The sequence below is a fragment of the uncultured Faecalicoccus sp. genome (genome assembly GCF_944327125.1).
Classification (GTDB): domain Bacteria; phylum Bacillota_I; class Bacilli_A; order Erysipelotrichales; family Erysipelotrichaceae; genus Faecalicoccus.
In genome coordinates this window covers 1-8,512 of sequence record NZ_CALVGO010000054.1, presented here as the reverse complement: position 1 = coordinate 8,512, position 8,512 = coordinate 1, and the positions used below count along the sequence as shown (strand labels likewise).

Here is an 8,512-nt window from a genome sequence, read left to right as displayed (position 1 = left end):
AGAAGGTCGATTGGAAGGTCAAAAAGAGGGAATAAGCGCTGGAATTCAACAATCCACTCTTAATCATGTTCAAAAGATAATGAAGAAATTTTCTTTAAACGAAACGGAAGCTTTAGATGTGTTGGAAGTAGAAGGAGAACTTCGAGCCAAGGTGCTGGAAAAGATCAAATCTTTTAAAAATTAGGATTGTATTGTATTTGACCATCATGTAAAATAACCATGCAGGAAGTTTTTTTGGAGGTCTTACTTATGGTCTTAAGAAGATTTACAAAATTAAAGAACATTGACTGTTTTAAGCGTGCCTAAATCAAGGTGCGCTTTTTTCATGAAAGAGAGGATAAAAGTATGGACAAAAAACGAGTTTTGATTGTAATGGGGTCACGCAGTGATCTTCCAAGCATGGAAGGCTGTATGAAACAGCTGGATGATTTTGGAGTTTCGTATTCCGTTCGCGTATTGAGTGCTCATCGTACACCAAACGAAGTGATCGAATTGAGCAAGAATGCGGTCGATAACGGCGTGGAAGTTATTATTGCGGCAGCCGGAGGGGCTGCTCATCTGGCCGGTGTACTGGCAAGTTCTACGCCATTACCAGTGATTGGCATTCCGATTCAGACCAGTGCTTTAGGCGGTATGGACTCGTTGTTGTCCACGGTGCAGATGCCGCAGGGAGTTCCTGTAGCTACCGTTGCCATCGGTAAGGCAGGAGCACGCAATGCAGCCATTCTTGCCTGCCAGATGATGGGCCTGGCGGATAAAGAACTTCAACAGAAAATCGTTGATTTTAAAAAGGCGCAGGCTGAAAAAGTATTGGCGGATTCCGTTGTAGAGTAGGAGAACAAGATGAACACACGAATTTTTGTCAGGAAAAAAGAACAGTTTCAAGTGGAAAGTCAGTCGCTTTGCCATGAATTAAGAACCTCTTTAGGCTTGGGCGATGATTTTGATCTGGTTCAGTATAATATTTACGACATTTTTGAAGCGGATGAAAACGATATCCAGCTTCTTAAGACCAACGTCTGCAGTGAAGTGGTCACCGATGAAGTGCTGGATGCCGTAGATCTGGAAGGAAGATCCTACCTGGCGTATGAATATCTTCCAGGGCAGTATGATCAAAGAGCGGACAGTGCGATGCAGTGTTTGATGCTTCTCAACAACAAGCAGAGTGTAAGGATCCATTCGGGAACGCTGTTGGTGTTCTCGGTGTCTTTGAGTGAAGAACAGATGGAAAAGATCACCCATTATCTGGTCAATCCGGTGGAAGCCAGAGTCAAAGATCTTAACGTACTGGAAGACGATCAGGATGTTGAGGTCAAACCGGTTCCGGTACTGGAAGGATTCATTTCTTTATCGAAAGAGGAACTGGAAGCTTTGCGCCTTAAAGAAGGACTGGCGATGAGCTTTGAGGATATTGAACACGTACAGAGATATTTTTGCGATGAGGAAAAACGGGACTGTACGATGACGGAACTGAAAGTTCTGGATACGTACTGGTCCGATCATTGCCGTCATACGACGTTTGAAACGGTACTGGATTCGGTGGATTTTAAACTTTCTACATTGAAGGAACAGATCCAGGCATCGTATGAACGGTATTTGAAATTGCGTGAAAAGGTCCATGGCAATAAAAAAGAACAGACCTTGATGGATATGGCAACGATTGCCGGCAAGTATCTTCGCAAGGAAGGAAAGCTGGACGATCTGGAAGTCAGCGATGAGATCAATGCCTGCTCTGTAGAGATCAAAGTGGATGTTGATGGCAAAGATGAAGACTGGCTGTTGATGTTCAAGAATGAAACGCATAACCATCCTACGGAAATCGAACCGTTCGGTGGTGCTTCTACATGTATCGGCGGGGCGATCCGTGACCCGCTTTCCGGACGCAGCTATGTCTACCAGGCTATGCGTATTACAGGGGCTGGGGATATCACAAAACCAATTGAAGAAACCATGGAGCATAAATTGCCGCAGTCAAAGATCTCGAAGACGGCTGCTCATGGGTACTCCAGCTATGGAAACCAGATCGGATTGGCGACAACGTTTGTGGAAGAGATCTTTGATGAAGGATACGTCGCAAAACGTATGGAAGTCGGTGCAGTTGTCGGGGCAGCGCCAAAAAGCCATGTCAAACGGGAAAAACCGCTGCCAGGCGATATCATTGTGCTGATTGGCGGCGCTACCGGCCGTGATGGAATCGGCGGAGCCACAGGTTCCAGTAAAGAACATAACGAAACGAGTCTGGAAAAATGTTCCAGTGAAGTACAAAAGGGAAATGCCTTGATTGAACGGAAGCTGCAGCGTCTGTTCAGAAATCCGGCATGTACCAAACTGATCAAAAAGGCCAATGACTTTGGAGCCGGCGGTGTCAGTGTGGCCGTTGGTGAACTGGCCGATGGTCTGGATATCGATCTGGATGCCGTTCCGGTCAAATACCAGGGATTGGATGGAACCGAACTGGCCATCAGTGAATCGCAGGAGCGTATGGCTTGTTGTATCGAGGCCAAAGATTTTGAAGCCTTTAAAGAAGAAGCGGCCAAGGAAAACCTGGAAGCCATCAAAGTGGCGGATGTGACCGATACCAATCGTCTGGTGATGCATTTCAGAGGAAAGACGATCGTAGATATGTCGCGTGCTTTCTTGGATACCAATGGCGTTCGCCAGCATCAAAACGTGGAAGTACAGGACAGTGAATATGATGTAAATCCTTTCCAGAAAACGAATTCCAATCTGATCGATACGTTAAAAGAACCGAATGTTGCCTGTCAGATCGGGTTGAGTGAAATGTTTGATGCCTCGATTGGAAAATCGACGGTATTGATGCCGTTTGGCGGATTCTATCAGCTGACGCCGGAAGAAGGAAGCGTACAAAAGCTTCCGGTTCACGGCATGACCCATACATGTTCTTTGATGACGTATGGATACGATCCAGCCTTAAGCAAGTATTCTCCATATCTGGGAGCCAGCTATTCGGTTGTCGAAGCTCTGGCTAAGATCACGGCCTTGGGTGGCGATTATAAAACTTGCCGTTTATCGAATCAGGAATATTTTGAACATTTAGGAAAAGATCCTCAGAAATGGGGCAATCCAATGCAGGCGTTATTGGGATTGATCGATGCGCAGATCCAGTTTGAGACGCCAAGCATCGGAGGAAAAGATTCCATGTCGGGAACGTATAAAGACATTCATGTTCCGCCGACATTGATCACGTTTGCGGTAACGACGGAAAAAACGGATCATATCGTTTCGGCCAGCTTTAAGAAGCCGGGCAACTATGTATATTTGGTAAAACACGATCCAAAAGAAGATCATATGCCAAACTACGAACAGCTCAAAGAGAACTTTGAAGCGGTGCATAGTGAAATGCGCAAGGGAAAGATCGTTTCCTGCGGGGCCGTTAAATTTGGCGGTATTGGCTATTGTATTGCGAAAATGGCATTTGGAAACAAACTGGGGGCTGCTATTGAAACAAGTGAAGATCTTTATGGCTTTAATATTGGATCGCTGGTTGTGGAAACGACCGAAACGATTCAGGATCCGCACTTTACTTTGTTGGGAATCTTAACGGAAGAGAAAAACATTGTCCTGAATGGAGAAAGTGTTTCGGTAGAAGAAGCGCTGGAAGCCTGGATGGAGCGTTATAACGAGATCTATCCGGTTCGTGTGGATCTGGGAAAAGAAACGCTGAATACGTCTTTGACGGATGCCAAAGTAGAGCTTTCGAAAACGATCGTGGAAAAACCGATTGTGGTGATCCCAATCTTCCCGGGACAGAACTGTGAATACGATACGGCGCAGAAATTTGAACGGGCCGGGGCCAAAGTTCATCAAGTTGTCATCAACAACCTGACGGTCGAAAATCTTCAAAGAAGCATTGACTGTCTGGCCGCTGAAATTGAAAAAGCGCAGATCTTGATGTTGGTCGGGGGATTCTCCAGCGGAGATGAACCGGATGGTTCTGGAAAATTCATTGCGAATGCCTTAAGAAATCCAAAGATCTGGAATGCGATCAAAAAGATGCGTGAAAACGATGGTTTGATCTTAGGAATCTGTAATGGATTCCAGGCGCTGATCAAATCGGGACTGCTTCCTTATGGGGATATTGAAAAACTGGATAAAGATTCACCAACGTTATTCAGAAACAATATCAACCGCCATGTTTCGCACATTGCGCGTACACGCATCACATCCAATAAATCGCCATGGCTGATGAATATGCAGCCGGGTCAGCTTCACAGTATTGCGATGAGTCACGGAGAAGGTAAGTTTGTCTGTGATGAAAAGGTCCTGGAACAATTGAAGGCTAATGGACAGATTGCTACGCAGTATGTCAATGAACGCGGCATTCCTACAATGGATGGTTTGGATAACATTAATGGTTCGACGTTGGCCATTGAGGGAATCTTAAGCGAAGATGGAAAGATCTTTGGCAAGATGGGACACAGTGAACGTTATGAAGAGGGCTTGTTCCAGAACATTGCGGGAAATAAAGATCAGAATATATTTGAAAACGGTGTGAGATATTTCACACATAAATAGAGGAGACGTACATGGATTACAAAAAAGCAGGGGTTGACATCGAGGCTGGTTATAAATCGGTCGAACTGATGAAAAAACATGTGAAAGAAACGATGCGTCCGGAAGTTCTTGGCGGACTGGGCGGTTTTGCCGGTGCCTTTGATCTGTCAAAGATCAAGGACATGGAAGAACCCGTTCTGTTGTCGGGAACAGACGGCTGCGGAACGAAGGTAAAACTGGCGTTTGTCATGGACAAACACGATACCATCGGGATCGATGCGGTGGCAATGTGTGTCAACGATATTGCCTGTGCCGGAGGAGAACCTTTGTTCTTTCTGGACTATATCGCATGCGGAAAAAATTATCCGGAAAAGATCGCCACGATCGTAAGCGGTGTGGCCGAAGGCTGTAAACAAAGCGAATGCGCTCTGATTGGCGGAGAGACGGCGGAACATCCGGGCTTGATGCCGGTGGATGAATACGATCTGGCTGGTTTTGCGGTCGGTGTCGTGGATAAAAAGGACATTATCGACGGTTCTTCGATCAAAGAAGGAGATGTCCTGGTGGGCATTGCTTCCAGCGGGGTCCATTCCAACGGGTTCTCTTTGGTGCGTTCAGTCTTTGAAATCTCAAAGGAATCTTTAGATACGTATTATGAAGAACTGGGAAAAACGCTGGGAGAGGCCTTGATTGAACCGACGCGTATTTATGTCAAAGCACTAAAAAATATCAAGAATGCCGGGGTCAAAGTCAAAGGGTGTTCGCATATCACCGGCGGGGGATTCTATGAAAATGTACCAAGAATGCTTCCGGAAGATGCCAAAGCGGTTATTCAAAAAGACAGTTACCCGGTTCCGGCAATCTTTGATCTGATTGCCCGAAACGGTGATGTAGAAGAAACAATGATGTATAACACGTTCAATATGGGACTAGGCATGGTGATTGCCCTGGATAAAGACGATGTGCCGGCGGCCATGAAGGCCATTGAAGAAGCCGGGGATACGTGCTATGTCGTGGGACATATTGAAAAAGGTGAAAAAGGAGTCGAACTATGTTAAGACTTGCCGTTCTGATCTCTGGAGGAGGAACGGATCTTCAATCGATCATTGATGCCCATAAAGCAGGAAAGATCGACTGCGAGATGGCGCTTGTCATCAGTAACCGTGAAAGTGCCTATGGTTTGATCCGAGCCAAAGAGGCTGGAATCTCTACGGCGGTGATCAAAGATCAAAAGGAGCTTTTAAAAAAGCTGCAGGAGGAAAAGATCGATTTTATTGTCCTGGCCGGATACCTGGCGATCCTGGGAAAAGAATTGATCCAGGCGTATCCCAACAAGATCATCAATATTCATCCGTCATTGATTCCTTCGTTTTGCGGACCGGGCATGTATGGAATGCATGTTCATGAAGCGGTGTTGAAAAAAGGTGTCAAAGTCAGCGGGGCCACGGTGCATTTTGTATCGGAAGAAGTGGATGGCGGACCGATCATCTATCAGGAAGCGGTATCGATTGCGGATCTGGACGATGCCCAAGCCATCCAGAAAAGAGTGCTAGAGATAGAACATAAGATCTTGCCGATGGTGGTTTCCTATTATTGTCAAGACAAGATCAAGATCGAGAAAGGAAGAGTGCATATTCTATGAAAAGAGCGTTGGTAAGTGTTTCTGACAAGACCGGTTTGGTGGATTTTGTCAAAGGATTGGTGGAACAGGGTTTTGAGATCATTTCCACAGGCGGAACGAAAAAAGCGTTGGAAGAAGCGGGCCTGAAACCAATCGGTATCAGTGATGTAACGGGTTTTCCGGAAATCATGGACGGGCGTGTCAAGACGCTGCATCCCAAAGTCCATGGGGCCTTGTTGTGTGTAAGAGACAATCCGAGTCATGTGGAACAGTTAAAGGAACTGGGCATCGAATATATCGATTTGGTTTGTGTGAATCTGTATCCGTTTAAGGAAACGGTACAGAAACCAGGTGTTTCTCATGAAGAGATCATTGAAAACATCGACATTGGCGGACCGAGCATGCTTCGCAGTGCTTCCAAGAATTATAAGAGCATTACGGTAGTCTGTGATCCAAAGGACTATGATAAGGTCTTGGAAGAAATCAAGGAAAATGGGGATACTACACCAGAGACCAGAGAACTGCTGGCAGCCAAAGTCTTCCGTCATACAGCGCGTTACGATGCGATGATCGCGGATTATCTGACAAAGAAAACGGGCAATGAGTTCCCGGAAAGTCTGACGATCACCTTTGATAAGGTACAGGATCTTCGTTATGGAGAAAATCCGCATCAAAAAGCGGCGTTCTATAAGGGAATGAATCCGCAGTATTCTTTGGCCAATGCCAAACAGCTGCATGGAAAAGAGCTTTCCTACAACAACATCCAGGATGGCAACGCGGCCATTGAGATCTTAAAAGATTTTGAAGGACAGTATGCAGCCGTTGGTTTGAAACATATGAATCCATGCGGTGTCGGCATCGGTGATTCTGTGGAAGCGGCCTGGGATAAAGCGTATGAAGCCGATCCTGTCAGCATTTTCGGCGGTATTGTCGCATTTAATGGAACCGTAGAAACTAGCCTTGCCGAAAAGCTTTCCAAGATCTTCTTAGAGATCATTATCGCGCCGGATTTTACTCCGGAAGCCTTGGAGATCTTGACAAGAAAGAAAAACATTCGTCTGATGAAGCTGGATACGACATTATCGGTCAACACGGCTTTAAAATATACAAACGTCAACGATGGTCTTCTGGTTCAGGAAATGGATCAGCACCAGATCAAAGAAGAAGATCTGCGCTGTGTGACCAACCGCAAACCAACACCGGAAGAAATCAAACAGCTGTTGTTTGGATGGAAGGTCGTAAAACATGTAAAATCCAATGCGATCGTTCTTGTCAAAGACGATATGACCATTGGGGTTGGGGCCGGACAGATGAACCGGGTCGGTTCTGCCAAGATCGCTATTGAACAGGCCGGTGAAAAAGCCAAAGGTTCCGTGATGGCCAGCGATGCCTTCTTCCCGATGCCGGATACCGTAGAAGAAGCCATTAAAGCCGGCGTCACTGCCATCATTCAGCCAGGCGGTTCTATCCGTGATCAGGACAGCATCGATGTCTGCAACGAACATGGCATTGCGATGGTGTATACAGGAATTCGTCACTTCAAACATTAAGGGTAATTTTTTACCCTTTTTTTTACGTTTGGTGGAATAAAATACTTGATTATGTATAATAAACAAGCAATTGTGTTAAAATATGTGTGAACAGTTCTTGCCACAGATTGTTTATTCGTGTATTTATATTAAAATTATAAATAACATATTGCCATAATTGGGGGAAGTGCGCCTTCAATTTAAAGAAAGGATGGAGGTTTTATGAAGCATTTGAAACGGTGTGCTGCACTGGTTTTGTCAATGGCAATGGCAATTCAGTTCGGTCTAGGCAACAATATCATGATTTATGCCGACGATGATACAGTGCAGACAACAGAACAGTCCAATCTGCCTCTGGAAGAAGAAACAGAAGTTTCCGAAGAGACAGAACAGAGCGAGGTTCCAAAAGAGGAAGGAACAACACCACAGACACCGCCAGCAGAGAATCAGGAAACTGCGGTTCCTGAACAGCCGCAAGTTGAAACTGCGGATGTCTTAGTCGTGGAGTTTGTCGATGAAAACGGAACCCAGATCAAGTCAATGGATCCTATTTCCTTAAGTGGCAAAGAGGTAGGAAAAACATTTACGCTTGATGAATATAAAATCGATGTAGAAGTAGAAGGCTACGTTCTTGAAAAGGTAGAAGATGTCAACGTACCGACACAGAACTACCCGGTAGAAACCATCAAGACACAAAGCTTTACTTATACACAGAAAGAGACAAAACTTCGTCTGACTTATAAAAAAGAATCGAAACCGCAGACCGATTCTAACAACAATCAGCAGGACAACACTGCCGATCCAACAGAAGAGCAAGAAGACAGCGAGGATTCAGACGAGTCAGACT

At 45.4% G+C, this 8,512-nt stretch carries 7 protein-coding genes; all 7 read left to right on the top strand.

Translation table 11 applies throughout. The features are described from left to right. Window positions 1-184 (top strand): hypothetical protein (locus Q0K03_RS06315; RefSeq protein WP_297238875.1); only part of this gene is annotated, 184 nt, incomplete at its 5' end. Between the two features lie 161 nt (window positions 185-345). Next, window positions 346-834 carry a 5-(carboxyamino)imidazole ribonucleotide mutase gene (gene purE, locus Q0K03_RS06310; RefSeq protein WP_297238874.1) on the top strand — a complete coding sequence of 163 codons (489 nt, stop codon included), beginning with the start codon at window positions 346-348 and terminating at the stop codon, window positions 832-834. Between the two features lie 9 nt (window positions 835-843). Next, on the top strand, window positions 844-4,536 hold the full coding sequence (locus tag Q0K03_RS06305; protein WP_297238873.1) for a phosphoribosylformylglycinamidine synthase: 3,693 nt from the start codon (window positions 844-846) through the stop codon (window positions 4,534-4,536). Window positions 4,537-4,547: 11 nt separating this feature from the next. After that, window positions 4,548-5,573, top strand: coding sequence for a phosphoribosylformylglycinamidine cyclo-ligase (gene purM / locus Q0K03_RS06300; protein WP_297238872.1), 1,026 nt, complete (start codon window positions 4,548-4,550; stop codon window positions 5,571-5,573). After that, a complete protein-coding gene (gene purN / locus Q0K03_RS06295; RefSeq protein WP_297238871.1) occupies window positions 5,567-6,157 on the top strand; it encodes a phosphoribosylglycinamide formyltransferase in 591 nt (196 codons plus the stop codon). The genes purM and purN overlap by 7 nt, the downstream gene beginning before the upstream one ends. Then, a complete protein-coding gene (gene purH, locus Q0K03_RS06290; protein WP_297238870.1) occupies window positions 6,154-7,686 on the top strand; it encodes a bifunctional phosphoribosylaminoimidazolecarboxamide formyltransferase/IMP cyclohydrolase in 1,533 nt (510 codons plus the stop codon). The genes purN and purH overlap by 4 nt, the downstream gene beginning before the upstream one ends. 201 nt (window positions 7,687-7,887) lie before the next feature. Beyond that, window positions 7,888-8,512, top strand: a 625-nt coding sequence (locus tag Q0K03_RS06285; protein WP_297238869.1) for a hypothetical protein, incomplete at its 3' end; no start/stop codon positions are given.